Genomic DNA, 20,698 nt, shown 5'->3' on the forward strand with positions numbered 1-20,698 from the left:
CCTCCTTTCGAGAGCGCTTTGCCGCTCCGTCCCTTTCCCTCCATGCTGCGCCCAGACGGCGGTGGCGGCGAACGCGGAAAGGGCCCCGCCGTGGTGACGGGGCCCTTCCTGACGTACGTGCGTGATCAGCCGCACTGGCACGGATTGCCGGACTGGCACCCGCACCCACAGCCGGAGCCGCAGCCGCAGGCGCCGAACAGGGGGAGGCTTTTGATGTCGGCGGGCTGATCGGTGTCGCGGTCCAGGGTCGGGTCGGGCGTCGTGGGGGAATCGGCCATGGGGTCCTCCCTCAATGAGGCCTCAGCGAGGCATCGAGGCTGGGTGCCTTCACCCATTGCATGCCCACCCCGCTGGGCGCATCAACGGCGCATTGAGGCTCGCGCGCGCTCCCGGAGCGACACGTCACCCCAGGAGCGACACCACCCGCAGCAGGAGCGACACCACCCGCAGCTGCCGGACCCTCGGGGGTCAGACCCCCTCGATCCCCGTCGCCGGCTGGATGTCCGGCTGGATGTCCGGCTGGAGCTCGTCCGCGTACTCACCCGTCACCAGGTACACCACACGCTTGGCCACCGACACCGCGTGGTCGGCGAAGCGCTCGTAGTAGCGGCCCAGCAGGGTCACGTCGACGGCCGTCTCGATGCCGTGCTTCCAGCGGTCGTCCAGCAGGTGCTGGAAGAGCGTGCGGTGCAGCAGGTCCATCTCGTCGTCGTCCTGCTCCAGCTGGAGCGCCAGATCGACATCCTTCGTGATGATCACCTCGGCCGCCTTCGCCATCAGGCGCTGCGCGAGCTGGCCCATCTCCAGGATCGTGGCGTGCAGATCGTGCGGGATCGCGCGCTCCGGGAAGCGCAGCCGGGCCAGCTTCGCCACGTGCTGGGCCAGGTCGCCGGAGCGCTCCAGGTCCGCGGACATACGGAGCGACGTGACGACGATACGGAGGTCCGTCGCCACCGGCTGCTGGCGGGCCAGCAGGGCTATCGCGCGGGCCTCCAGGTCGTGCTGCAGGTCGTCGACCTTCTGGTCGGCCGCGATCACGGTCTCGGCCAGCTTCAGGTCGGCGTCGAGGATGGCCGTCGTGGCGCGTCCGATCGCCGACCCGACGAGCCGGGCCATCTCGACCAGGCCGTCGCCGATCGAGTCAAGTTCCTCGTGGTACGCGTCACGCATCTGGTTGTCCCTCTCTTACGTCAGTCTCGGGGTCCGGGGGCCAGGCTGTCCTGACCGTCGGACGGACCGCCGGAAGGATCTCCGGAAGGATCTCCGGACGAGCCCCGTGAACCCCACGCCCCCACGTTCCGGCCCGTACGCGTCCGTTTCCGTCACCCCAAATGAACCAACCCTAGCTCCTAGGTGAACTCTGGGCGACGAGTGTTCGAGGTCGCACTCCGATGGCTGTGGCCTGGCGTGACGACATGCCTAACCTGGATGCATGGACGTGAACGCGGCGGTCGCCGCAGCGGCAGCGATCGCCGGAGTGCTCACCGGTGTCATCGCCATGCTGGCGTTCCGCTGGAGCGAGCGCGACCAGAAACGCCCCACCCGCACATCGCTGCATACGGACCCGGTGCTTCCGCCGGGTGTCGACACGGTTCTGTCCGTGCTCCGGTCCTCGGCCGTCGTCCTCGACGAGGCCGACGCCGTCGTCAAGGCCAGCTCCGCCGCGTACGCCCTCGGGCTGGTGCGCGGCGGCAAACTCGCCGTCGAGCCGATGATGCAGATGGCCCGCGACACCCGCCGCGACGGGGAGATACGCCAGGTCGAGCTGGATCTGCCGAGGAGGGGGACCGGACGGGGGGAGGCCCTGGCTGTCTCCGCGCGCGTCGCCCCGCTCGGTTCCCGGCTCGTGCTCCTCCTCGTCGAGGATCTCACCGAGGCGCGGCGCATCGAGGCCGTACGGCGCGACTTCGTCGCGAACGTCAGCCACGAGCTGAAGACCCCCGTCGGCGCGCTCTCCCTGCTCTCCGAGGCGGTCATGGACGCCTCGGACGATCCGGAGGCCGTCGAGCGCTTCGCCGGGCGGATGCAGATAGAGGCCACCCGGCTCACCAACCTCGTCCAGGAGCTCATCGACCTGTCGAGGGTGCAGAACGACGATCCTCTCGAGGACGCCGAGCCCGTCCGCGTGGACGAACTGGTCGCCGAGGCCGTCGACCGGTGCCGCCACCAGGCCGGCACCAAGCAGATCACCATGGCCGCGAATGTCGGGGCGCCCGAAGGGCTCGAGCAGGGTGGTGGCGGGCGACGGGCGGGCGGCACCGCCGATCTCAGCATCTGGGGGAACCGCGGCCAGCTGGCCGCCGCCCTCGGCAACCTCGTCGAGAACGCCGTCAACTACTCGCCCGCCCGCACCCGGGTGGGTATAGCCGCGCGCAGGGTGACCGCGCCCGGCGGAGACCTCATCGAGATCGCCGTGACCGACCAGGGCATCGGCATCTCCGAAAAGGACCGGGAGCGCGTCTTCGAGCGCTTCTACCGCGTCGACCCGGCCCGTTCCCGCCAGACCGGCGGTACGGGTCTCGGTCTCGCGATCGTCAAACACGTGGCCGCCTCGCACGGCGGGGAGGTCACGGTGTGGAGCTCCGAGGGTCAGGGCTCCACGTTCACCCTGCGGCTGCCTGAGGCGGCTGCGGCCCGCGACCGCGGGATCGACCACCACATGCCCGGACTCGACGATGAGGACGAGAACGGGCAGCCCGACGGGACGACCACCGTCACATCCCCGTACGAACCGCTTCCCGCTCCGGAGGTCCTTCCGTGACCCGTGTGCTCGTCGTCGAGGACGAGGAGTCCTTCTCCGACGCCCTGTCGTACATGCTCCGCAAGGAGGGCTTCGAGGTCGCCATCGCGACCACCGGGCCCGACGGACTCGACGAGTTCGAGCGCAACGGCGCCGACCTCGTCCTCCTCGACCTGATGCTGCCGGGGCTGCCCGGTACGGAGGTCTGCCGCCAGCTGCGCGGCCGCTCCAACGTCCCGGTGATCATGGTCACCGCCAAGGACAGCGAGATCGACAAGGTCGTCGGGCTGGAAATAGGAGCCGACGACTACGTCACCAAGCCCTTCTCCTCCCGCGAGCTGGTCGCCCGTATCCGGGCCGTCCTGCGCCGCCGCGGGGAGCCGGAGGAGGTCACTCCGGCCGCTCTCGAGGCGGGTCCCGTCCGTATGGACGTCGACCGCCACGTGGTGACCGTCTCCGGCTCCAAGGTCGACCTCCCCCTGAAGGAGTTCGACCTCCTGGAGATGCTGCTGCGCAACGCGGGCCGCGTGCTCACCCGGATGCAGCTCATCGACCGGGTGTGGGGTGCCGACTACGTCGGTGACACCAAGACGCTGGACGTCCACGTCAAGCGCCTGCGCGCCAAGATCGAGCCGGACCCCGGCGCCCCGAGGTACCTGGTGACGGTGCGTGGCCTCGGCTACAAGTTTGAGCCGTAAACCGACTCCTTAGTACGGCGAATTAGTACGACGAAGGGCGGCACCCCTCGGGGTACCGCCCTTCGTGCGTGGTGGACCTGCGCGGTGGATCAGTGGCCGGCCGACGTCGAGGCCTTCGCGCTGGCCGTGGCCGTCGCCGTCGCACTCGACGACGCCGCGCTGTCGGGCGAGCCCGAGGCGGACCCGGACGGCGAGGCCGAGGACTTCGGCGATTTCGAGGACTTCGAGGACTTCGAGGACTTCGGCGACTTCGAGGCGGACGGGGAACCGGTGGCCATGGCGCCGGGCGCCGCGGGGATGGTGCTCGGGCCCCACTTGGTGAAGTAGCTCTCGGCCGGGACGACGAACGCGCGCAGGTTCACATCACCGGTCTTGCTGAAGGTGAAGGTGACCGGCTGGGCGTTGCCGTCCTTGACGACCGCACCGGGGTCGGTCAGGGCGGCGGAGGCGTTGCCCTTGCCGCCCAGGATGATGGAGCCACCGGCCGGGATGGTCACCGTGCCCGTGCCCGTGGCGGGCGTGATCTCGGCGGTGCCGTCACCGCCGACCTTGACCGCGTCGAGGGTCTGGGGGGTGCGACCGTTGTTGAACACGGTCGCGGAGATCACCGCCGGGCCCGTGGACGTCGCGTCGGGCTGGGTGATGACGAGGGCGTTCTGCACCTTGATGTCGCCGACGGTCGTCGCCGCGTTGTCCGGCTTGACCCCCAGCGTCTGGGCGTCGCTGCCGGCACCGCACGCGGCGAGCGAGGCGATCGAGAACGCGATGGCGGCGGCGGCGAGGGCGCCGCGTCGAAGGCTGCTGCTCACGGCGGCGGCAACTCCTTGAACGTGGGCGAAGCAGAGCGGCTCCCATGTAAAGCCGCCCTAAGGGTCTGTCAGCGGCCTTAGGTTACCGAGCCGTTCCCACGCCGCCGCACCCGACCCGCCCCTTGTGGTCCTCGAGCCCCGTCGGGCCGCTCGTGCGCCCCGGCCGTCGCGTGGTTCGGGGCCGCCCCATCAGCTGTTTTGGGCTTGTGTTCGTCCGCCATTCACATAAGTGGTCGCAAGAGTAGTGACGAGGGTGGCGACGAGAGCAGCAACGAGATCCGCTTGAGATTTTCCGGTAAGGAATCCATGGCGGTCCAGAAAATTGATCACCGGCAGATCAGTGAGGGCCGTGATCAATTCCGGATTCGTCTCGTACCCGACTCCGCCCATCGAACGGAGTAGCGGAAGTCGAGCTCTTGGAGCCGGACAAACCGGGATGTACAGACCCTGGTCAAGAGCGTGCGGTGTGTGTAACGTACGCGTTTCTCTTGCCCTGGACAGCCGCTCCCACCTGCGAATACCCTCTTCCGCTCGCCCCTCGCAGCACGTTCCTGTTGCGGTTGTCAAGCCCCGAGATATGCCCTGACCTGCGAAAACGCCATTCAGAAGACGCGGTTTCCGTGTTACCCTGGATAGCCACGGAAGGGGTACCTGTCACATGACGTTCAAGGTTGGCGACACCGTGGTCTATCCCCATCACGGGGCCGCGCTGATCGAGGCCATCGAAACTCGCCAGATCAAAGGCGTGGACAAGACCTACTTGGTGCTGAAGGTCGCCCAGGGCGACCTGACGGTGCGTGTGCCAGCGGACAATGCGGAGTTCGTCGGCGTGCGTGATGTGGTCGGTCAGGACGGGCTGGACCGGGTCTTCGAGGTGCTGCGCGCGCCGTACGCCGAGGAGCCCACGAACTGGTCTCGTCGTTACAAGGCAAATCTGGAGAAGCTCGCCTCCGGCGACGTCATCAAGGTCGCGGAAGTCGTGCGTGACCTGTGGCGTCGTGAGCGCGAGCGTGGACTCTCCGCCGGTGAGAAGCGCATGCTCGCCAAGGCCCGGCAGATCCTGGTGAGCGAGCTCGCCCTCGCGGAGAACACGAACGAGGACAAGGCCGAGGCCCTGCTCGACGAGGTTCTCGCGTCCTGACGCAGGCAGTCGTACAGACGGTGGCCGCTCACCCGGCAGTCGTCCTGACGTACACACCAGCCCGCACAGCTGCGCAATGAAATGCCGCGGTGCCCGATGACGTAATTGCTGTCGCTTGAGGCGATGGTTGTCGCCGGGCGCTGCGGCATGTTCATATCCAACGGCCTGTTCAGGGCCCAACAGCGATTTCTTAATCGCGCCCCAACGGTGAATTCGTCCTCACGCCCCCGTGCCCACGCCCCACGCCCCGTACTTACGCCCCTTCGGGAACTCGCGTCCCCGATACTTGGCGATACTTGGCGTGCCGGGCCCGGGCAGCTTGCTCGACCGGATGTCACGGAAGGGTCCGGTCAAGGCTCGCGCCCGGCACTCCCCCGGCTCTCGGCTCAGCTCGAGCAGGGGGCACCCCCAGGCCATACCCAAGCACCCCGAGTACACAAACCTGACAGGAACCGATGTCTGACGATTCGCGCCCTTCGTCGTCCGGGGCACGTACGGCGGCCGTGATTCCCGCCGCCGGCCGGGGCGTGCGCCTCGGTCCGGGCGCCCCCAAGGCGCTCCGCGCGCTGAACGGCACCCCCATGCTCATCCACGCGGTGCGCGCCATGGCCGCGTCCCGTGCCGTCTCGCTGGTCGTCGTCGTGGCCCCGCCCGACGGTGCCGCCGAGGTGAAGACCCTGCTCGACGCGCACGCGCTGCCCGACCGCACCGACTTCCTCGTCGTCCCCGGCGGGGACAGCCGTCAGGAGTCCGTGAAGTACGGCCTCGACGCGCTGCCCCCGGGCATCGACATCGTCCTCGTGCACGACGCGGCCCGCCCGCTCGTACCCGTGGACACGGTCGACGCGGTCATCGAGGCCGTACGCGACGGCGCCCCCGCCGTCGTACCGGCGCTGCCCCTCGCCGACACCGTCAAGGAGGTCGAGCCGGCGAGCGAGCCGGGGGCGCCCGAGCCCGTCGTCGCCACGCCCGAGCGGGCGCGGCTGCGCGCCGTGCAGACCCCGCAGGGTTTCGACCGCGCCACCCTCGTACGTGCCCACGAGACCGTCACCGACGACGTGACCGACGACGCGAGCATGGTCGAGCAGCTCGGCACACGGGTCGTGGTCGTGCCCGGGCACGAGGAGGCGTTCAAGGTGACGCGTCCCTTGGACCTCGTCCTCGCGGAGGCGGTCCTCGCGCGCAGGAGGGCGAACGATGGCTTCTGAGACATCCGGTGTACCCGTGGTGCTGCCGCAGGTCGGCATCGGTACCGATATCCACGCCTTCGAAGACGGGCGGGAGCTGTGGTGCGCCGGGCTGCTGTGGGAGGGCGAGGGGCCGGGCCTTGCCGGGCACTCCGACGCGGACGTCGTCGCGCACGCCGCCTGCAACGCGTTGTTCTCGGCGGCGGGCCTCGGTGACCTCGGCGCCCACTTCGGGACCGGCCGGCCCGAGTGGTCCGGCGCGTCCGGGGTCACGCTGCTGACGGAGGCCGCGCGGATCGTCCGCGCGGCGGGTTTCACCATCGGCAATGTCGCCGTCCAGGTCGTGGGACCCCGCCCGAAGATCGGGAAGCGACGGGACGAGGCGCAGAAGATCCTCTCCGAGGCGGTCGGCGCACCGGTGTCGGTCTCCGGCGCGACGACGGACGGCCTCGGTTTCCCGGGCCGCGACGAGGGCCTGATGGCGATCGCCACGGCACTGGTGGCACACACGGGCTGACGCCGGCCGGTACGGCGCCGGCGGTGCGGGACCGGGCACCCGTGAGGGTCTCCAACGCTCGTACGGTCGTCACCGCGGCGGCGTACGAGAGGAACCCCATGTCCGCCGGACGCTCCGCAGTCCACCGCAGGAAGAGCGTCGGAAGCGTTGGAGACCCTCTGAGGGGCGGTCGCCGCCCACAGATGTCACGAATAAGTCCTCCTTGCGAGGGAAGGTCGCGGGGCACACCCCGGGGCCCACTACCCTGGAGTGGTGACCATTCGCCTGTACGACACCAGCGCCCGGCAGATCCGTGACTTCTCCCCGCTCAAGCCGGGTTGTGTCTCGATCTACCTGTGTGGTGCCACCGTGCAGGCCGCACCGCACATCGGGCACATCCGCTCGGGCCTCAACTTCGACATCATGCGCCGCTGGTTCGAGTACCGCGGGTACGACGTCACGTTCATCCGCAACGTGACCGACATCGACGACAAGATCATCACCAAGTCGGCGGACCAGGGCCGCCCTTGGTGGGCGATCGGGTACGAGAACGAGCGCGCGTTCAACGACGGCTACTCCGTGCTCGGTTGCCTGCCGCCCACCTACGAGCCGCGGGCCACCGGGCACATCACCGAGATGGTGGAGATGATGCGCGGGCTCATCGAGCGCGGGCACGCGTACGAGGCGGAAGGCAACGTCTACTTCGACGTGCGGTCCTTCCCCGAGTACCTCCAGCTGTCCAACCAGGAGCTGGACAACCTCCAGCAGCCGTCCGGCGTCGGCGAGACCGGCAAGCGGGACCCGCGCGACTTCGCCATGTGGAAGGCCGCGAAGCCGGGCGAGCCGAGCTGGGAGACGCCGTGGGGACGGGGCCGGCCCGGCTGGCATCTGGAGTGCTCCGCCATGGCCCACAAGTACCTGGGCCCCGCGTTCGACATCCACGGCGGCGGGCTCGACCTGATCTTCCCGCACCACGAGAACGAGATCGCGCAGGCCAAGGCCTTCGGTGACGAGTTCGCCAAGTACTGGGTGCACAACGCCTGGGTCACCATGAGCGGCGAGAAGATGTCCAAGTCCCTGGGCAACTCCGTGCTCGTCTCCGAGATGGTCAAGACGTGGCGGCCCATCGTGCTGCGCTACTACCTCGGCACCCCGCACTACCGCTCGATGATCGAGTACAGCGAAGAGGCCCTGCGCGAGGCCGAGTCGGCGTTCGCGCGCATCGAGGGCTTCGTGCAGCGCGTGGTCGAGAAGGCGGGGGGCGCTGTCGAGCCCGCCGCCGAGGTGCCGCTCGCCTTCGCCGAGGCCATGGACGACGACCTGGGCGTGCCGCAGGCGCTCGCCATCGTGCACACGACCGTCCGGCAGGGGAACTCCGCCCTGGCCGCCGACGACAAGGAAGCCGCCGTCGCCCGCCTCGCCGAGGTCCGGGCCATGCTCGGTGTCCTCGGGCTCGACCCGCTCGACGAGCAGTGGGCCGGTGAGGGCGACCGCGGCGAAGACCTGCACGGCGTCGTCGACACCCTCGTCCGGATGGTCCTCGACCAGCGCGAGGCCGCCCGCGCCCGCAAGGACTGGGGCACCGCGGACGCCATCCGCGACCAGCTCAACCAGTCCGGCCTGGTCATCGAGGACGGCCCGCAGGGACCGCGCTGGACGCTCGGCCCCCGCTGAGCGGGCCCCTCGGGGCCTCCTCGGCCTTGATCGATTGTGCCGCCCGGGCCTCCGGGCGGCACACTGCATATACGACACTTCAAGTACGTACGTACGCTCGCCTCACACAGACAGGTAGGTCATGGCCGCTAACAACCGCCGCATGTCCGGCAAGAAGGGCGCGCAGGTCGGCAGTGGCGGCCAGCGACGCCGGGGCCTGGAAGGCAAGGGCCCCACCCCGCCCGCCGAGATGCGCAAGGGGCACAAGAAGAACCGCATCGCGGGCGCCAAGGCGAAGCAGGTCGCACGCCGTCCCGCCCCGCGCGGGCGCGGCGGCAAGGGCACGTCCGAGATGGTCGTCGGGCGCAACTCGGTCGTGGAGGCGCTGCGCGAGGGCGTGCCCGCGTCGATGCTGTACGTGCAGCAGTTCATCGACAACGACGAGCGGGTGCGCGAGGCGCTCCAGCTCGCCGGTGAGCGCGGCGGCATCCACCTCATGGAGGCCCCGCGCCCCGAGCTCGACCGCATGACCAACGGGCTCAACCACCAGGGCCTCGTCCTCCAGGTCCCGCCGTACGAGTACGCGCACCCCGAGGACCTCGCGGCCGCCGCGTACGACGAGGGCCAGGACCCGCTGATCGTCGCCCTCGACGGCGTGACCGACCCCCGGAACCTGGGTGCCGTCGTCCGTTCCGTCTCGGCCTTCGGCGGTCACGGCGTCGTCGTGCCCGAGCGGCGCGCGGCCGGTATGACCGCCGGTGCCTGGAAGACGTCGGCCGGTGCCGCCGCCCGTACGCCCGTCGCGCGCGCCTCCAACCTGACGCGGGCCCTTGAGGCGTACAAGAAGGCCGGCCTCGTCGTGGTCGGACTCGCCGCGGACGGCGAGGTCGAGGTCGGTGATCTGGAGGCCCTCGGCGGCCCCGTCGTCATCGTCGTCGGCAGCGAGGGCAAGGGCCTGTCCCGACTCGTCGGCGAAACCTGTGACTTCCGGGTGCGGATTCCGATGCCGGGTGGCACGGAGTCGCTGAACGCCGGTGTCGCGGCGGGAGTTGTGCTGTACGAGGCGGCGCGCCGACGCGTCTGAAGGCGTCCGCGCAGCCACCCCCGTGGGGCGATCGGGATGATCGGGATGACCTTGACGCGGTCCGGACAGATCGGCGCGGTCAAAGCAGTGTCCTAATCACACGTCACTCGGTTAGATGAGTGTGGACACCAGAACACCCCGCACACCCACGGGGGACCGCTCGTCGGGATTCGACGACGCTCCCGCGCTGAGCATGGTGAAGGTGCCGAGCGATCCGGCGCAGGTCATCGTCAATCATGCGAGCTTCCGCGTGCAGCTGGGCGCCGCGACGCGGAGCCCAGCACCGCGTGTCGCACGGCACTCGAGCTCCACGGGCGACAGCGCGCGGATCCCCGTCGTCGGTACGGCAGGCAGAGCGGGCGGCCCGGCCGCCGGGGCCCGCCGCCGCGCGCCCGTCGTCTGGAGCGGGAAGTCGGACCCCGACGACACCGGCGCCCACCGCCTCCTGCAGGCCGTGCGGAGCACCAGCGTGCGCCATGGCTCCGCGGGCCCGGCGGGCGACGCCGGCGCCACCCAGGTCATCCCGCGCTACGACGGACAGCAGGGCTACGGACAGCAGGACTACGGACAGCAGGGTTACGAACAGCAGGGCTACGAAGCGCAGGGCTACGAATCGCAAGGCTACGAACAGCGCGGATACGAACAGCGGGGCTACGAAAACCGCAGCTACGAAAACCGGGGATACGAACACCCGGGCTACGAAGGCGACATGACCGTCGAGACGGCCGAGACGGCCGAGACGCCCCTCGTCGGCAGCCAGCGCGGCCATGACCATGACTCCGCGGGAACCCTGCTGCTGCCGAACATGCGCGGCGTGGGCAGCGGCTACGACGAACCGCGGTACACGGGCCGGGAGTTCGCGCGGGAGGAACCCGAAGGGGCCGGTGCCGAGCCGGTCAGGCGGCACGGTGCCGACCCCGTCCGGCACGCGTACTACCCCGGCCGCCGGATGAACCTCGGCGTGGTGCTTCTCCCGCTCCGTATCTTCCTCGGGTTCATCTCCGTCTACGCCGGCATGGGCAAGCTCTGCGACCCCGTCTACTTCGACGGCGGCGAGCGCGGCTCCATGGTGAAGTGGCTGAACACCCTGCACCCCTGGGAAGTCGCCGAGCCGCTGCGGCAGTTCGCGCTCCAGCACCCCGTGGGCTCCGGGCTCGTCATCGCCTTCCTCCAGGTCGTCGTGGGCGTCCTCACGGTGCTTGGGCTGTGGCAGCGGGCCGCCGCGGTCGTGGGCGCGATGCTGTCGGCCGCGCTCATCGTCACCGTCAGCTGGAAGACGGTCCCCGCGTACGACGCGCCGGACATCATCTACCTCGCCGCCTGGTCCCCGCTGATCATCGCGGGCGCCCCCGTCTACTCCGTCGACGGACGCCTCGCGAGCGAGGCCTGGCGCACGCTCGGGCCGCGCGCCGACATCTGGGACCTGCGGCGCCGAGTGCTGCGCCGCGGCGCGCTCGTCTCGGCCGTCGTCGTCGGGTTCACCCTGCTCGTCGGCTCGCTCCTCGGCGGCGCCGTCCGCGACGCCGACCGCGTGGTCGTGCCCGGACCGGGCGAGGCCCCGCGCAACGAACTGCCCGGCTCCCCGCTTCCCCAGGAGCCCGGCACGCCCCACCACAAGGCCACCACCCCGTCGGCCTCGGCCGAGACGCACACCCGCGGCAGCTCCTCGTCGCCGTCGGGGGCGGCCACCATGCCGGGCGCCGCCATCCGTGAGACGGGCGGCACGGTCACCAGTGGCCCCAGTCAGACCCAGGGCAGCGGCCAGGCCCCGCCCCAGCGGTCCTCGCCGGTGCACCAGGCCCCGAGCACCAGCGCGGGCCCGTCGTCCAGCGGCGCCAGTGGCGCCAGTGCCGGCTCCGGAGGCAGCGGTGCGGGCGGCGGTACGTCCGGCGGCTCGAGCTCCGGCGGCAGCACCTCCGGCGGCTCGGACCGGCTGGTCGGCGGCCTCCTGGGGTAATCCCTCACGGGGCGACGCCCTCCCCCTGGTACGACGGGTACGACGACGGCTATGTCGATGGGGCCCCGCACACATCAGGTGTGCGGGGCCCCATCGACGTGTCCAAGGCTCTGTGGCGGGCTCTCAGCGCCCCAGGGCGGCCAGCTCCTTTGCCGCCTCCGTGAGGTCCTTCGCGGTGTCGATGGCGCGCCAGTACGCGCCCTGCGGCAGCGGGAAGCCGCCCAGGCGGCGTTCGCGGGCCAGGTGCGGGAACGTGGTGCGCTCGTGGTCGCCGCGCTCGGGGAGCAGGTCGGCGAACTCGGCGGAGAAGACGTAGACGCCCGCGTTGATCTCGTACGTGGTCGGCGGGGACTCGATGAAGTCCGTGACGCGTCCGAAGCCGTCCGTCTTGACGGCGCCCCACGGGATACGGGGACGGGCGAGGGCGAGCGTGGCGACGGCGTCGCGCTCGGTGTGGAAGTCCGCCATGTCGCGCAGCGAGAAACGGGTCCAGATGTCGCCGTTCGTCGCGTACCAGGGCCGGTCCGGGTAGGGCAGGTGCGCGGCGGCGTACTTGAGACCGCCGCCGCGGCCGAGGGGCTCGGTCTCGACGACCGTCGTGATGTTGACCGGTAGGTCGGCCGATGCCAGCCACTTCTGGAGGACCTCGGCGAGGTGGCCGCAGGAGACGACGACGTCGGTGACGCCCTCCTCGGCGAGCCAGGTCAACTGGTGGCCGATGATCGGGGTCCCGGTGCCGGGGATCTCGACCATCGGCTTGGGCCGGTCGTCGGTGTAGGGACGCAGCCGGGAGCCCTGGCCGCCGGCCAGGACAACGGCTTGAACGGGGCGCGACGCGGCGTTCGGATCGGTCATGCCCGAACTGTACGTCGCGCCCCGCTCGCGGCTTCCGTCGGCAACGGATCCCTTAGCCAGCTGTTACTTGAGGAGCGGACGTGACGGCTCAGAGGTGCGTGGCCGCGACCCCCGATGCGAAGGACGTGTCGCAGACCGGGCGCGCGAACGCCTGGGCGCGCGTCGGGCCGTACGCGCGGACCGCGGCGCGGCCGAGGGCGCGGGCGATGGACACACAGTGCTTCGCGAGCGACGGGCGGCCGTTCACCGCCTTCTGGAGGTCGGTGAGGGCGTCACCCGGGTTCTTCTCCTGGAGTTCCAGCAGGAGCCGGTCGCGCAGCACGTCCTGCGGGGCGCGGGACACGGCACGCGAGGAGACGTCCGAGGAGGAGGCGGCGGTGAGCACCGAGTCCGAGGAGTTCCCCGACCAGTTGACTCGGGTGACCGCGAGGGTCCCGGAGAGCACCAGGACAACAGGCAGAACGAGGGCGAGGGTGCGACCGATCCGGCGGGCGGGGCCACGGCCACGCCGGGTCCGTTGGTTAGTGGTGGAGTGCTTCACGCGAGTGAGGGTAGCGCGGGGTGATGATTTGGCGACATTTAGTAATCAGTTTGAGGGATGGGGAACCCGCTACTTCAAGGTGCCGGGTTGACGTACACGTATCGAAATGACCGGCTTGCCGGGGTATTTGTCGAGAACGAAGAGGGCCCCACAGCAGGCTGTGGGGCCCTCTTCGTCAACTTGGGTGAATTCACCCGCTACGGGGTGCTGAACCCGGGTGTTTCGATCCGTTGCCGCGACCGCAGAGGCGCTCGCCGGTCGGAGAGCCGCTCGTCAGTCGGAGAGCCGCTCGCCCGTCGAGGTCGAGAACACGTGGGTCTCGCCCGGACGCGGCACGACGTGCAGCGTGGCGCCCTTGTCCGGGACCGCGCGGCCGCTGACGCGGACGACCAGGTCCGTGAGCTTGTCGTCGACCTTGGCGCTGCCGTAGACGTAACCGTCGGCGCCGAGCTCCTCGACGACGTTCACCGAGACGGCGAGGCCGGCCGGGGCGCCCTCGGTGTCCTTCGACAGCGACTTCGCGGCGTCGCCGTTGTGCTCGACGATGTCGAAGTGCTCCGGGCGGACGCCGACCGTGACGGTGCGGTCGCCCTTGTCCGCGGCGGCCTTCAGTGCCTCGCGGTTCACCGGCACGACGGAGTTGCCGAACTTCACGCCGCCGTCCGTGATCGGGACCTCGACGAGGTTCATGGCGGGGGAGCCGATGAACCCGGCGACGAACAGGTTCGCGGGGCGGTCGTACATGTTGCGCGGCGAGTCGACCTGCTGGAGCAGACCGTCCTTGAGCACGGCCACCCGGTCGCCCATGGTCATGGCCTCGACCTGGTCGTGGGTGACGTACACGGTGGTGATGCCGAGACGGCGCTGCAGCGAGGCGATCTGCGTACGGGTCGAGACACGGAGCTTGGCGTCGAGGTTCGACAGCGGCTCGTCCATGAGGAAGACCTGGGGCTCACGCACGATGGCGCGACCCATCGCGACACGCTGGCGCTGACCGCCGGAGAGCGCCTTCGGCTTGCGGCCCAGGTACTCCGTGAGGTCGAGGATCTTCGCCGCGTCCTCGACCTTCTGGCGGATCTCGGCCTTCGGTACACCGGCGATCTTGAGCGCGAAGCCCATGTTGTCGGCGACCGTCATGTGCGGGTAGAGCGCGTAGTTCTGGAACACCATGGCGATGTCCCGGTCCTTGGGCGGCAGGTGCGTGACATCGCGGTCACCGATGCGGATGGCGCCGGCGTTCACGTCCTCGAGCCCCGCGAGCATGCGGAGCGAGGTGGACTTGCCGCAACCGGAGGGACCGACGAGGACGAGGAACTCGCCGTCCTCGATGTCGATCTCCAGAGCATCGACGGCGGGCTTCTCGGAACCCGGGTAGATCCGGGTCGCCTTGTCGAACGAGACAGTGGCCATGATGAATGGGCCCCCTTCTACCGGCAGGAACGTGCCGGACGATCCGTTGTAGGAAGGTGGTTGGTGTAGTCCACACGAGTGAACTGGGTCAGGACGGTACCTGGCGTTCACTCGGCTGTCAGTACCTGCGGCCCTGTGACCTTCGCGGAAAATTTTCGAAGGGGTCGAGCACTGCACTTCTGGCCTGTGCCGCACAGGCCGGAGCGGACGCCTTTTGACCTGTTGCGCTTCCTGTTTCACGGCCCACTGCCCGACGAGCACGGTCCTCATGAACCACGCCCGACTGGTCTCACACGAGCTCGTTGTAGACCCACCGGCAGGCACCGAACGTCCGCCGCAGCGGCTCGGCCTGCTCATCGGTCGGATCGAGGGCCTCGCGCTTGATGCGTTTGGCCTCCTCGCCCCTCACCGCTTGCGGCTTCTCCGCCGGCTCCCCCATGAACCCCTCCCCGACGATCCGAGCTTCGGAACAGCACGTCAGACCGATCAACGAACGGGTGCGCGGATGGTTACACACAGTTTTCGGGGCGAGGTGAGTCACGAACTTCGTCGCTTGAGGAAACGGGCTCTGTGTAGAGTGGAGCCGCCTTCGCGTGCGGCGTTGTTGTGCGCGGTGCCTCCTTAGCTCAGTTGGTTTAGAGCGATCGCCTTGTAAGCGATAGGTCGTCGGTTCGAATCCGACAGGAGGCTCGGCAGTACGTCACTGAGGGCGGCGCGGAATATCCGCGCCGCCCTCAGTCGTGCGGACGGGCCGCCCTCAATGACGGGAACAGGCCGTCCCCGGTTGTCAGGGTGTGGTGGTCGCGCGGGTCCTGGAGGCCGTGGAGGTGCGGCCAGTGGGCGAGTGCGGGGCCGGCGACGGAGGCGCCGGTGACCAGTATGTCGGTGTTCTTCGGGGTGGTGTTCTGTGGGTTCGTCATGGTGGTGAGCGTGTTCGGGTGTGCTCACCGCGCACTCACCGCCGGCTCACCCCTGGTCTCCGCGAAGCCTCCGTGCGATCTCCAGTTGCTGGGGTTCCGGGGGGCGGCGGTTCTTGATGTCCCAGAGGGAGTTCTGCAGGACACGGGCGAGGGTCCAGGCGCGGGCCCGTTCGCGGTCCAGTCCGAGCAGGTCCGTCATGGCGTCGAAGCGTCGGCGGATCTCGTCCGTGTCGAAGCGGTTGTTGAGGGCGGGGTACAGGTCGAAGCCGGGGTCGCCGGCCAGCGGTTTCGGGTCGATGGCCAGCCAGGGGGCGCGGTCCGCGGCGAGGACGTTCTCGTAGTGGAGGTCCCAGTGCAGGAGGCGGTCGCCGGGTTCGGTGACGACTTCGCGTACGGCGGCCGCGCAGTCGGTGAGGAGGCGGCGTGTCGTGGCGTCCGGGACTTGGTCCAGTGCCCACGGGGCCTGGTCGAGCATGGCCGCCGCGATGTCGCCGAGTCGTCGCATGCCCCGCGGCGCTGGTACGGAGGTCAGGCGGGCCAGCAGGCGGGCGATGACCAGGACGGCCTCGCGGGTGTCGGGGAGGTGCGAGAGCATGCGGGTCGGGTCGAGGCGTTCCAGGAGCATCGTGCCGGTGGCGGCGTCGTGTTCGAGGAGACGTACCGCTGCGTCGCCGTCCCAGACGCGCAGGGCGATCGGCTCGCCCTCGCTCTCCTCGTCGAGGAGTCGGAGTTTGAGGACGGCCGGGATGCCGTCGGCGCGGACGACCGGCAGTACCAGGGCGCAGACGCCGTACATCGACGGGCCGTCGACGCGCAGCTCCCAGCGCTTCAGGAAGTCCGCCGCCAGATCCGGCAGTCCGGTGATGAAGGCCCGCCCGGCCTCTCCGTTGAACTTCGTCTGCGAGGCGGCCAGCTCGTCCGGAATGTCGATCACCTACGGGACACTACTGGCATGGGTGAATCGGCTCATGCGAATCGACCGGGGCCTCCACAGGGTGTGGACGTACGTGTGCGGCGCCCCGGGTGCGTACGTCTGGCTGGGGATTCTCTTCGTGACCACGGTGGCCGTGCACCACATGTCGCCGGATTTCGAGGTGGACTTCCTGCGGCAGCGCTCGACGAACATCCATGAGCTGTCGAACAATCCGGTGCGGGCGCTGATCGTCAGCGCGATGTGGATCGACAGCGGGGACTGGCTGCCGTACGCCGTCCTGTACACGGTCTTCCACGCGCAGGCCGAGCGTTGGTTGGGCACCGCGCGCTGGCTGCTGGTGTGTGTGGCGGCGCATGTGCTGGCCACGCTCATCAGCGAGGGCGCGCTGCTGTGGGCGATCCGGCACGACATGGTGCCGCACTCGGCGGTCGACACCTTGGACATCGGGGTGAGTTACGCGCTGGCGGGCGTGATCGCCGTGCTCACGTACCGGGTCGCGGCGCCCTGGAGGTATCCGTATGTGGTGGCCGTGTTCGCGGTGTACGGGGTTCCGTTCGCGACCGGCCGTACCTTCACCGATCTTGGACATTTCACCTCGATGCTGATCGGTCTGGCCTGCTATCCGCTGGTCAGGGGCCGCGGAAAAGCACGGAATCCGAAGGAGACAGCGGCCGCTGTCAGGGGTTAACGTCCCGGCCATGAGCAGCAGCGGTACGGGAAGCGGCACGGTCAACGGCGGCATCTCCTTCTGGTACGCGGACGACGGTCTGCCCGAGCCCCGGGAGCCCCTGCAGGGCGACGCGACCGCCGACGTCGTGATCGTCGGCGGCGGTTACACGGGCCTGTGGACCGCGTACTACCTCAAGAAGGCGGCCCCCTTCCTGCGCGTCACCGTCCTGGAGCAGAAGTTCTGTGGCTACGGCGCCTCGGGGCGCAACGGCGGCTGGCTCTACAACGGCGTCGCGGGCCGTGACCGGTACGCCAAGCTGCACGGCCACGAGGCGGCGGTCCGCCTTCAGAAGGCGATGAACGAGACGGTCGAGGAGGTCGTCCGGGTCGCCGCGGAGGAGGGCATCGAGGCGGACGTCCATCAGGGCGGTGTCCTGGAGGTGGCGTACACACCGGCCCAGCTGGCCCGTCTGAAGGCCTTCCACGAGCATGAGCTGTCGTACGGTGAGAAGGACCGCGAGCTGTACGGCGCCCGGGAAACCGTTGAGCGCGTGCGGGTCGCGGACGCGGTCGGCTCGGCCTGGACCCCGCACGGGGCACGTCTGCACCCGGTGAAGCTCGTCAAGGGGCTGGCGGCGGCGGTCGAGGCGCTCGGTGTCACGATCCACGAGAAGACCCCGGTCACGGAGATCCGTCCGAAGCGCGCGGTGACGCCGTACGGCACTGTCCGTGCCCCCTATGTGCTGCGCTGCACGGAGGGCTTCACGGCCTCCCTGAAGGGTCAGAAGCGCACCTGGCTGCCCATGAACTCCTCCATGATCGCGACTGAGCGGCTGACTCCCGAGCAGTGGGCGACGATCGGCTGGGAGGGCGGCGAGACGCTCGGCGACATGGCGCACGCGTACATGTACGCCCAGCGCACCGCGGACGGCCGTATCGCGCTCGGCGGCCGTGGCGTCCCGTACCGCTTCGGTTCGCGCACCGACAACGACGGCCGTACCCAGCAGGCGACCATCGAGGCCTTGTACGAGATTCTCGTCCGCTTCTTCCCGTCGTTGGCCGGGGTCCGGGTGGAGCATGCCTGGTCGGGCGTCCTTGGTGTACCGCGCGACTGGTGCGCCACGGTGACTCTGGACCGCTCGACGGGGCTCGGCTGGGCGGGCGGTTACGTCGGCTCCGGCGTCGCCACCACCAACCTTGCCGCCCGCACCCTGCGCGACCTGATCCAGCAGGACTCGGGTCAGGCGGGCCCGACCGACCTGACGGCTCTCCCCTGGGTCAACCACAAGGTCCGCAAGTGGGAGCCGGAGCCCTTCCGTTGGATCGGCGTCCAGGGCATGTACGCCACCTATCGCACGGCCGACCGCCGCGAACTCGCCACGCACAGTGCTCAGTCGTCGCGTCTGGCGCAGGTGGCGGACCGGGTGGCCGGACGTCACTGACCGTTATGGGCGGCGTTGGCCGTCTGTGCCGCGCTGGGACCGACGGTTACTCAGGCCCAGGCGGGGGCACGCGTGTGCCCGGCACGCATGTGTGACACTGCGGCCATGATTCGCCCAGCCACCCCCGCCGACATCCCCGTCATCCACGCGATGGTCCGTGAACTGGCCGAGTACGAGAAGGTGCCGGACGAGGCGAGGGCCTCCCGGCAGCAGTTGCGCGAGGCGCTGTTCGGGGAGCACCCGGCCGCGTTCGCGCACATCGCGGAGGCGGCGGGGGAGCCGGTCGGGTTCGCCCTGTGGTTCTTGAACTTCTCGACGTGGCGTGGCGTGCACGGGATCTATCTCGAGGACTTGTACGTACGGCCGCACGTGCGCGGTGGCGGGCACGGCAAGGCGCTGCTCACCGAGCTGGCGCGGATCTGCGTCGAGCGCGGGTACGGGCGGCTCGAGTGGTCGGTGCTGAACTGGAACGAGCCGTCGATCAGGTTCTACGAGGCGCTCGGCGCGCGGCCGCAGGACGAGTGGACGGTGTACCGGCTGACGGACGGGGCGCTGCGGGAGCTGGGGTCAGGGCACTGACTCCGGCGCGGGGGCCGGTGTGGGCGCGCGCCTGGGGACCCTCGTGGTGACCATGAGGCCCGCGACCAGGCCGGCCAGGAGCATGATGCCGCAGGCCCACCAGATGGCGACCGTGTAGCCGTGCACGAGGCCCTCACGGACGACCGGGGCCCGCTGGGCCGGGTTGGTCAGGTGCGCGGCGATGTAGGCCGTACCACTGGTGGTGGCGATGGTGTTCAGCAGGGCCGTACCGATCGATCCGCCCACCTGCTGCGAGGTGTTCACGGTCGCGGAGGTCACGCCCGAGTCCTGTGGGGCGACCCCGGCGGTGGCGGTGGCGAAGACCGGCATGAGGATCAGGCCCATGCCGAAGCCCATCAGGATCAGGCCGGGCAGCAGTTGGTCCGCGTAGTGGGAGTGGACCGTGAGCTGGGTGAAGAACAGCATCCCGGAGGTCGCGAGGAGCGCGCCGGGGACCATCAGCACGCGCGGCACCACGTGGGGCAGCAGCCGCGCCGAGATCTGCGTGGTACAGATGACGATGGAGACCGGCAGGGGCAGGAAGGCCAGGCCCGTCTTCACGGGTGAGTACCCGAGGATGACCTGCAGGTAGTAGGTCATGAACAGGTACATGCCGAACATGCCGATGATGGCGAGGGTCATCGTCAGGAAACAGCCCGCGCGCGTGCGGTCCTTGACGATGTGGAGGGGGAGCAGCGGGCTCGGGGCCCTCGTCTGCCAGAACACGAACGTGGTCAGCAGGACGATTCCGCCCGTGAGGAGGGCCAGCACCAGCGGGTCCGTCCAGCCGCGCGACTCCGCCTGGCTGACCCCGTAGACGATCGTGACCAGTCCGCCGCAGCCCAGCAGCGTCCCGCGCACGTCGAGCCGGGCGCCGGTGTTGCCCGGGGGGTCGGGCAGCAGCGCGAACGCGCCGAAGACCCCGACGACGGCTATGGGGATGTTGACGTACAGGCACCAGCGCCAGTTCAGGTACTCGGTCAGCAGCCCGCCCACGATGAATCCGATCGCCGAGCCGCTGCCCGCGAGGGCGCTGTAGACGCCGAAGGCCTTTCCGCGCTCCTTCGGGTCGGTGAAGGTGGTGGTCAGCAGGCTGAGCGCGGAGGGCGCCAGGAGGGCGGCGAAGGCGCCCTGGAGGGCGCGGGCGCCGTAGAGCATGGCGGAGGTGGTGGCCGCGCCGCCGATCGCGGAGGCGGCCGCGAAGCCGATGAGGCCGAAGACGAAGGTGCGTCTTCGGCCGACCAGGTCGGCGATCCGGCCGCCCAGCAGGAGCAGGCCGCCGAAGGCCAGGGTGTACGCGGTGATGACCCACTGCCGGTTGCCGTCGGACATGCCGAGCGCGCGCTGTGCGGAGGGGAGCGCGATGTTCACGATGGTTGCGTCCAGGACCACCATCAGCTGTGCGAGGGCGATGATCACCAGACCCCACCAGCGGTGGGAGTCCGCGCCCGTCGGTGTGCCTGCGGGTTCACCCGTTCGGGTGACGCTCACCTTCCCAGAAGACCATGAATGGGCACGAATCGCATCTTCCCGGAGGCTGTCGCGAGGGTGCTGCGAGGGTGCCGCGAGGGTGTGGCGAGGCT

Annotated in this window: 22 protein-coding genes and 1 tRNA gene; 12 read left to right on the forward strand and 11 right to left on the reverse strand. The window is 69.7% G+C overall.

From position 1 onward, the window contains the following. Positions 1 to 125 precede the first annotated feature (125 nt). Together OG747_RS24200 and phoU are read right to left on the reverse strand one after the other, a co-directional pair. Entirely contained in the window at positions 126 to 278 is a 153-nt protein-coding gene (locus OG747_RS24200) for a hypothetical protein (protein WP_405881429.1), read from the reverse strand. Positions 279 to 468: 190 nt separating this feature from the next. Further along, positions 469 to 1,170 (reverse strand): phosphate signaling complex protein PhoU, encoded by a 702-nt coding sequence (gene phoU, locus OG747_RS24205; protein ID WP_405881430.1) that lies wholly within the window; start codon positions 1,168 to 1,170, stop codon positions 469 to 471. A gap of 262 nt (positions 1,171 to 1,432) precedes the next feature. Here phoU and OG747_RS24210 point away from each other — a divergent pair, with 262 nt between their 5' ends. Together OG747_RS24210 and OG747_RS24215 are read left to right on the forward strand one after the other, a co-directional pair. Next, positions 1,433 to 2,761, forward strand: a complete 1,329-nt coding sequence (locus OG747_RS24210) for a sensor histidine kinase (protein WP_405881431.1) — start codon at positions 1,433 to 1,435, stop codon at positions 2,759 to 2,761. Next, positions 2,758 to 3,438: a response regulator transcription factor gene (locus OG747_RS24215; protein WP_009340348.1), complete on the forward strand. Its 681-nt coding sequence runs from the start codon at positions 2,758 to 2,760 to the stop codon at positions 3,436 to 3,438. Before OG747_RS24210 ends, OG747_RS24215 begins: the two co-directional genes overlap by 4 nt. A gap of 89 nt (positions 3,439 to 3,527) precedes the next feature. On the opposite strand, the gene OG747_RS24220 is transcribed toward OG747_RS24215, so the two are convergent. Together OG747_RS24220 and OG747_RS24225 are read right to left on the reverse strand one after the other, a co-directional pair. Beyond that, positions 3,528 to 4,247 carry a DUF461 domain-containing protein gene (locus OG747_RS24220; RefSeq protein ID WP_405881432.1) on the reverse strand — a complete coding sequence of 240 codons (720 nt, stop codon included), beginning with the start codon at positions 4,245 to 4,247 and terminating at the stop codon, positions 3,528 to 3,530. Positions 4,248 to 4,436: 189 nt separating this feature from the next. Then, a complete protein-coding gene (locus OG747_RS24225) occupies positions 4,437 to 4,637 on the reverse strand; it encodes a hypothetical protein (RefSeq protein WP_405881433.1) in 201 nt (66 codons plus the stop codon). 268 nt (positions 4,638 to 4,905) lie between these two features. On the opposite strand from OG747_RS24225, the gene OG747_RS24230 reads away from it, so the two are divergent. The 6 genes from OG747_RS24230 to OG747_RS24255 all read left to right on the forward strand — a co-directional run bounded on the left by OG747_RS24230 (position 4,906) and on the right by OG747_RS24255 (position 11,765). Then, positions 4,906 to 5,388 (forward strand): CarD family transcriptional regulator, encoded by a 483-nt coding sequence (locus tag OG747_RS24230; protein ID WP_003953493.1) that lies wholly within the window; start codon positions 4,906 to 4,908, stop codon positions 5,386 to 5,388. Between the two features lie 455 nt (positions 5,389 to 5,843). Continuing rightward, entirely contained in the window at positions 5,844 to 6,596 is a 753-nt protein-coding gene (gene ispD / locus OG747_RS24235) for a 2-C-methyl-D-erythritol 4-phosphate cytidylyltransferase (protein ID WP_405881434.1), read from the forward strand. Beyond that, entirely contained in the window at positions 6,586 to 7,092 is a 507-nt protein-coding gene (gene ispF, locus OG747_RS24240) for a 2-C-methyl-D-erythritol 2,4-cyclodiphosphate synthase (RefSeq protein ID WP_405881435.1), read from the forward strand. Before ispD ends, ispF begins: the two co-directional genes overlap by 11 nt. Positions 7,093 to 7,344: 252 nt before the next feature. Then, positions 7,345 to 8,745: a cysteine--tRNA ligase gene (cysS, locus tag OG747_RS24245; RefSeq protein WP_405881436.1), complete on the forward strand. Its 1,401-nt coding sequence runs from the start codon at positions 7,345 to 7,347 to the stop codon at positions 8,743 to 8,745. A 121-nt stretch (positions 8,746 to 8,866) separates the two neighbouring features. After that, positions 8,867 to 9,808, forward strand: a complete 942-nt coding sequence (gene rlmB, locus OG747_RS24250) for a 23S rRNA (guanosine(2251)-2'-O)-methyltransferase RlmB (protein WP_405881437.1) — start codon at positions 8,867 to 8,869, stop codon at positions 9,806 to 9,808. Positions 9,809 to 9,923: 115 nt separating this feature from the next. Beyond that, on the forward strand, positions 9,924 to 11,765 hold the full coding sequence (locus OG747_RS24255; protein WP_405881439.1) for a DoxX family membrane protein: 1,842 nt from the start codon (positions 9,924 to 9,926) through the stop codon (positions 11,763 to 11,765). A gap of 123 nt (positions 11,766 to 11,888) precedes the next feature. Here OG747_RS24255 and OG747_RS24260 read toward each other — a convergent pair whose 3' ends face one another. The 4 genes from OG747_RS24260 to OG747_RS24275 form a co-directional block, all read right to left on the reverse strand. Next, positions 11,889 to 12,620, reverse strand: coding sequence for an NDP-sugar synthase (locus OG747_RS24260; RefSeq protein WP_405881440.1), 732 nt, complete (start codon positions 12,618 to 12,620; stop codon positions 11,889 to 11,891). A gap of 88 nt (positions 12,621 to 12,708) precedes the next feature. Continuing rightward, on the reverse strand, positions 12,709 to 13,161 hold the full coding sequence (locus tag OG747_RS24265) for a hypothetical protein (RefSeq protein ID WP_405881441.1): 453 nt from the start codon (positions 13,159 to 13,161) through the stop codon (positions 12,709 to 12,711). Between the two features lie 273 nt (positions 13,162 to 13,434). Next, positions 13,435 to 14,571 carry an ABC transporter ATP-binding protein gene (locus tag OG747_RS24270; protein WP_405881442.1) on the reverse strand — a complete coding sequence of 379 codons (1,137 nt, stop codon included), beginning with the start codon at positions 14,569 to 14,571 and terminating at the stop codon, positions 13,435 to 13,437. Positions 14,572 to 14,860: 289 nt separating this feature from the next. Then, positions 14,861 to 15,010 (reverse strand): helix-turn-helix domain-containing protein, encoded by a 150-nt coding sequence (locus OG747_RS24275; protein WP_405881443.1) that lies wholly within the window; start codon positions 15,008 to 15,010, stop codon positions 14,861 to 14,863. 176 nt (positions 15,011 to 15,186) lie between these two features. Between OG747_RS24275 and OG747_RS24280 the strand changes: the two genes are divergently transcribed. Next, positions 15,187 to 15,261 (forward strand) — tRNA-Thr (locus OG747_RS24280). Between the two features lie 44 nt (positions 15,262 to 15,305). Here the strand turns inward: OG747_RS24280 and OG747_RS24285 are convergent. Further along, positions 15,306 to 15,491: a hypothetical protein gene (locus OG747_RS24285; protein ID WP_405881444.1), complete on the reverse strand. Its 186-nt coding sequence runs from the start codon at positions 15,489 to 15,491 to the stop codon at positions 15,306 to 15,308. Between the two features lie 46 nt (positions 15,492 to 15,537). After that, positions 15,538 to 16,425, reverse strand: coding sequence for an aminoglycoside phosphotransferase family protein (locus OG747_RS24290; RefSeq protein ID WP_405881445.1), 888 nt, complete (start codon positions 16,423 to 16,425; stop codon positions 15,538 to 15,540). A 34-nt stretch (positions 16,426 to 16,459) separates the two neighbouring features. On the opposite strand from OG747_RS24290, the gene OG747_RS24295 reads away from it, so the two are divergent. The 3 genes from OG747_RS24295 (at position 16,460) to OG747_RS24305 (ending at position 19,115) form a co-directional block, all read left to right on the forward strand. Then, positions 16,460 to 17,113 carry a rhomboid-like protein gene (locus tag OG747_RS24295; RefSeq protein ID WP_405881446.1) on the forward strand — a complete coding sequence of 218 codons (654 nt, stop codon included), beginning with the start codon at positions 16,460 to 16,462 and terminating at the stop codon, positions 17,111 to 17,113. Positions 17,114 to 17,123: 10 nt separating this feature from the next. Further along, entirely contained in the window at positions 17,124 to 18,536 is a 1,413-nt protein-coding gene (locus tag OG747_RS24300; protein WP_405881447.1) for an NAD(P)/FAD-dependent oxidoreductase, read from the forward strand. A 105-nt stretch (positions 18,537 to 18,641) separates the two neighbouring features. Then, positions 18,642 to 19,115, forward strand: coding sequence for a GNAT family N-acetyltransferase (locus OG747_RS24305; protein ID WP_405881448.1), 474 nt, complete (start codon positions 18,642 to 18,644; stop codon positions 19,113 to 19,115). Here the strand turns inward: OG747_RS24305 and OG747_RS24310 are convergent. Then, entirely contained in the window at positions 19,104 to 20,606 is a 1,503-nt protein-coding gene (locus OG747_RS24310) for an MFS transporter (protein ID WP_405881449.1), read from the reverse strand. The two genes, OG747_RS24305 and OG747_RS24310, sit on opposite strands and share 12 nt — an antisense overlap. Positions 20,607 to 20,698 lie beyond the last annotated feature (92 nt).

The sequence above is a fragment of the Streptomyces sp. NBC_01384 genome (assembly GCF_045040035.1).
Classification (GTDB): Bacteria; Actinomycetota; Actinomycetes; order Streptomycetales; family Streptomycetaceae; genus Streptomyces.

Coding starts and splice junctions, on each gene's coding strand:
- OG747_RS24200 (WP_405881429.1), bottom strand. CDS start 278: ATGGCCGATTCCCCCACGACGCCCGACCCGACCCTGGACCGCGACACC.
- phoU (WP_405881430.1), bottom strand. CDS start 1,170: ATGCGTGACGCGTACCACGAGGAACTTGACTCGATCGGCGACGGCCTG.
- OG747_RS24210 (WP_405881431.1), top strand. CDS start 1,433: ATGGACGTGAACGCGGCGGTCGCCGCAGCGGCAGCGATCGCCGGAGTG.
- OG747_RS24225 (WP_405881433.1), bottom strand. CDS start 4,637: ATGGGCGGAGTCGGGTACGAGACGAATCCGGAATTGATCACGGCCCTC.
- OG747_RS24230 (WP_003953493.1), top strand. CDS start 4,906: ATGACGTTCAAGGTTGGCGACACCGTGGTCTATCCCCATCACGGGGCC.
- ispD (WP_405881434.1), top strand. CDS start 5,844: ATGTCTGACGATTCGCGCCCTTCGTCGTCCGGGGCACGTACGGCGGCC.
- ispF (WP_405881435.1), top strand. CDS start 6,586: ATGGCTTCTGAGACATCCGGTGTACCCGTGGTGCTGCCGCAGGTCGGC.
- rlmB (WP_405881437.1), top strand. CDS start 8,867: ATGGCCGCTAACAACCGCCGCATGTCCGGCAAGAAGGGCGCGCAGGTC.
- OG747_RS24255 (WP_405881439.1), top strand. CDS start 9,924: ATGAGTGTGGACACCAGAACACCCCGCACACCCACGGGGGACCGCTCG.
- OG747_RS24260 (WP_405881440.1), bottom strand. CDS start 12,620: ATGACCGATCCGAACGCCGCGTCGCGCCCCGTTCAAGCCGTTGTCCTG.
- OG747_RS24270 (WP_405881442.1), bottom strand. CDS start 14,571: ATGGCCACTGTCTCGTTCGACAAGGCGACCCGGATCTACCCGGGTTCC.
- OG747_RS24275 (WP_405881443.1), bottom strand. CDS start 15,010: ATGGGGGAGCCGGCGGAGAAGCCGCAAGCGGTGAGGGGCGAGGAGGCC.
- OG747_RS24285 (WP_405881444.1), bottom strand. CDS start 15,491: ATGACGAACCCACAGAACACCACCCCGAAGAACACCGACATACTGGTC.
- OG747_RS24295 (WP_405881446.1), top strand. CDS start 16,460: ATGCGAATCGACCGGGGCCTCCACAGGGTGTGGACGTACGTGTGCGGC.
- OG747_RS24300 (WP_405881447.1), top strand. CDS start 17,124: ATGAGCAGCAGCGGTACGGGAAGCGGCACGGTCAACGGCGGCATCTCC.
- OG747_RS24305 (WP_405881448.1), top strand. CDS start 18,642: ATGATTCGCCCAGCCACCCCCGCCGACATCCCCGTCATCCACGCGATG.